The organism is Okeania sp. (assembly GCF_983059655.1).
On the sequence record NZ_CEZPJD010000796.1, the window covers coordinates 1 to 3,622 of the forward strand.

The window sequence follows — 3,622 nt, forward strand, 5'->3', positions numbered from 1 at the left end:
ATGTAGACTACAAAATTTATGCTATCTGCTTTTAAGCCAAAATTTCTGTATTCTATGTTAATGAAAACGCTATAAAACACTAAATCAGGGTTGAAATGACCGTAAAAATATCTAATTCCGTAAAATCAACTATTATTAAAGAATTTCAAAAAAAATTATCAGAAAAATTACTTAGACAAAAAGAAGCAGGATATAGCCTCACAGAATTAACATTTGTTGTTTTGATTGTGGGTATTCTAGCAGCGATCGCCACTCCCGGATGGCTAACCTTCACCAATAAGCAATGCCTCCGCACTTCTAATGACAGAGTATATCAAGCTATGAAAACTGCACGAAGTAATGCTATGCGAGATAAAATTTCTTGGCAAGCTAGCTTCCGACAACAAGACGAAATAGTTCAATGGGCAGTTCACCCAGAAAGTCTTGATGCTCAAAATGCCAATTGGCAAAACCTAGAGTCAGATGTGAAAATAGATGATGAAACAACTATGCTTCAAGACTCCTCAACTGAAATTTGGAGAGTAAAATTTAACTATAAAGGTCATCCCAACAGTATTAGACGTATAACTTTATCTCTTCGTAGTGGAGGGAAAGCAAAACGTTGTGTATTTATTTCGACTCTTTTAGGAGCAATGCGAAGTGCAAAAGACCAAGTAATACCCAAGGATGAAAAATACTGTTATTAGAATTTGTAGGCTGAATTGAGAGAAACGTTAGCGCAGCTTACCAAAGGATTAAGAGGTTGTCTGAGAAGTCTCATTTGCTACATCACGCGCCCCCTAAATCCCCCAAAATTGGGGGACTTTTACTAGCTAATGGGTTCTTGTTCCCCCTAGAATTGGCTTGCTCGGGGGGCAAGATTCAGTATTAAACAACTTTTCAGATATCCTGTAACCTATAAAACCTCTTATTTTAAGGGAAATAAAGAAAAAAATCATTTTAGTCAACCCCAGTAATTATTAATTGTTAATTATTAAATAACACTTTCCTGCATCTCCAATATTTGCCAAACTTCTTCCATCAACTCTTTCAAACCAATACCAGCAACAGCAGAAATCAAGAAAACTTTTCCCCCACTAATCTCTCTAAAACTACTCACTAACTCCTGTATTTCTTCACTTTCTAAATCAACTGCCTCAACTTTATTCAAAGCTAAAATTTGCTTTTTATCTTTCAAATTTCGCCCATAAACTTTCAACTCATTTTGAATAGTCTGATAATTCTCCACTGGATTAATATCTGTAATATCGACCAAATGCAACAATAACTTAGTCCGTTCAATATGCCTCAAAAATTCATGCCCCAAGCCCAAACCAGCAGAAGCACCTTCTATTAATCCTGGAATATCAGCAAAAACAGTACCATCTCCCGTCGGTTTTCTCACAACTCCTAAATTTGGAACTAAAGTCGTAAAAGGATAATCAGCAATTTTCGGACGGGCAGCAGAAAGAGCAGCAATTAAAGTAGATTTTCCCGCATTTGGTAACCCAATAATTCCCACTTCAGCTAACAGTTTTAACTCCAATCTTAACATTCGAGTTTCACCCTCCAATCCAGGCAAAGCATATTCAGGAGCGCGGTTACTATTGCTGAGAAAATGTTTATTTCCTAACCCACCTTTTCCACCTTTAGCAACACAAAAACTTTGTCCCGGTTTAATCAAATCTTCCAATAATTCCTCAGTTTCCACATCATAAATCATAGTACCAGGGGGCACTTCAATTAAGCGATCGCTCCCTGAAGCGCCAGTCATATTTTTTGGACCACCACGCTTACCATTTTCGGCTTTAAAAATACGCTGAAATCTAAAATCCAGCAAAGTTTGAAGATTTTCAACCGCCACTAAAATGACGGAGCCACCACGGCCACCATTTCCACCAGATGGGCCTCCAGCAGGCACATATTTTTCTCGGCGAAAGGCAACCATACCGTCGCCACCTTTGCCAGCTTCTACTTGAATTTCTGCTTGATCGATGAATTGCATATTTAGGGAGTAGGGAGTAGGGAGTAGGGAACAGGGAACAGGGAACAGAGAATATAAAGAAGTAGACGTTGATTATAGTTAATTTTTCAGTTTTTTAGTCAAACTAATAATCATCCTACTTTCTTCAGTTAGCAGAGAAATAATAATTTCTATTTCCTTTTCCTTACATAACCGCTCAACTAAACTTACTCAAAGGTCTGAAAGTCTAGTCAAACGCAAGTGGATCAACCACTACAGGGTTAAACGGCAAACCCTTTATTCCCTGGTCAAAGACATCAGGAATTACTTTTTTAATTATATTAAATGACCCATTTACATCTGCATTTAATAATTTATTTTCTCTGGTTTTATACAACCCTCTTGTTACTCTTTTTCCACTAAATTGCTGTTTTTTATCTCCATATTTTGGTAAATCATCTCCATCTAAACAGCTCGATTGAGATGTATAAGATTCTTCTGTAATTATTACTTTTATTCCTCTTAGTTGGGCTTTATACGTTAACATCTCTATTAACCTATAGTGAGGGATATTCACAAATTGTTGATTGTTCTTTTTCCCTAATTTTATTTCTTGTTTCCAATTTTGATTCTGCCCAATAATTAAGGTTCCTATTTCATGGTTTACACACCAATCTATTACTCTTTTACTTGCTGTATGGAGATAGTTTTCTACTCTACTATTTCGTTTGTGAGTTAATTTTTTTAACCGATGAGAATTACTTTGATTGTGGTTGGTTTTTAGTTGAGATTGTAAATAAGAGCGTTGTTTATTATAAAAGGTGTTAATTGCTTTTAATGGCTTGCCTTTAATCAATAGAGGTGTAGTTCCTATTTGATTTGTAGTTACAGCTATTAAGTTATTTACTCCTAAATCTACTCCTGCTACTTGTTGATTATTTGTTATTTCCTCCTGTTTCTCATAGACTATTTCTATTATGTAACAGCTACTTCTGGGGATGATTCTTGCCTCTATTATTTCTGTCTGTGAAGTGGGGATTTTTATTTCACTCATGGACAGATGACAAATTCCTTTTTTTAAGGTTTTTTTGTAAATTGACTCATTTGGATAAGGAAGAAGATTTCGGCCTTTTGTTTTATGTTTATATTTGGGAATTTTTGGTTTCCCTAAAAATTTTTTTGGCTGTTTTTGCCACGCTTTTAAGGCTGCAAAATAACTACTCCAAGCTGAGTCTAATCTTCTGATTATTTGCTTGCTTACCTTAGTAGGTAAAGCTTGATAATCATCCGTCTTAGATACTAGGTGATACAGTTGATTAAAGCTTAGTTGATTTTTATTTTCAAAGAAATATTGGCGATAATGGTAATTGGCTAAATTGAACAGATTTTTTGACAAAAAAGCCTTGTGGTCTATTTCTGACCACAAATAATGTGATTTGGTAATAACATGACGTTCAACTAGCTTCATATCCTAATTGTAGCTGATAACGACTCAATGAATAGACAACTGAGCAAAATTACTCATTTTAGTTTGATAGCTATAATTATGAGTAAGTTTAATGAACTTTAGATAAGTTTTTGCTTTCTGTATTTACCCCGACTCGCCCAGATAAAATTAGATGTGTTTCTAATTCGTTGATTGAACCTTGAGCTATGTTTAAAAATCTTACATATTCTCCA

The 3,622-nt window shown here is 35.1% G+C and carries 4 protein-coding genes; 1 reads left to right on the plus strand and 3 read right to left on the minus strand.

What is annotated here, in order from left to right:
- Nucleotides 1-95: 95 nt before the first annotated feature.
- On the plus strand, nucleotides 96-686 hold the full coding sequence (locus AC3DU7_RS28495) for a pilus assembly FimT family protein (RefSeq protein ID WP_488042626.1): 591 nt from the start codon (nucleotides 96-98) through the stop codon (nucleotides 684-686).
- A 287-nt stretch (nucleotides 687-973) separates the two neighbouring features.
- On the opposite strand, the gene obgE is transcribed toward AC3DU7_RS28495, so the two are convergent.
- From obgE to AC3DU7_RS28510, 3 genes are all read right to left on the minus strand, one after another.
- Nucleotides 974-1,984, minus strand: coding sequence for a GTPase ObgE (obgE, locus tag AC3DU7_RS28500; RefSeq protein WP_488042627.1), 1,011 nt, complete (start codon nucleotides 1,982-1,984; stop codon nucleotides 974-976).
- Nucleotides 1,985-2,189: 205 nt separating this feature from the next.
- Complete coding sequence (locus AC3DU7_RS28505; protein ID WP_488042628.1) at nucleotides 2,190-3,410, minus strand: RNA-guided endonuclease InsQ/TnpB family protein; 1,221 nt, start codon at nucleotides 3,408-3,410, stop codon at nucleotides 2,190-2,192.
- 88 nt (nucleotides 3,411-3,498) lie between these two features.
- Nucleotides 3,499-3,622, minus strand: a 124-nt coding sequence (locus AC3DU7_RS28510) for a four helix bundle protein (protein ID WP_488042629.1), incomplete at its 5' end; no start/stop codon positions are given.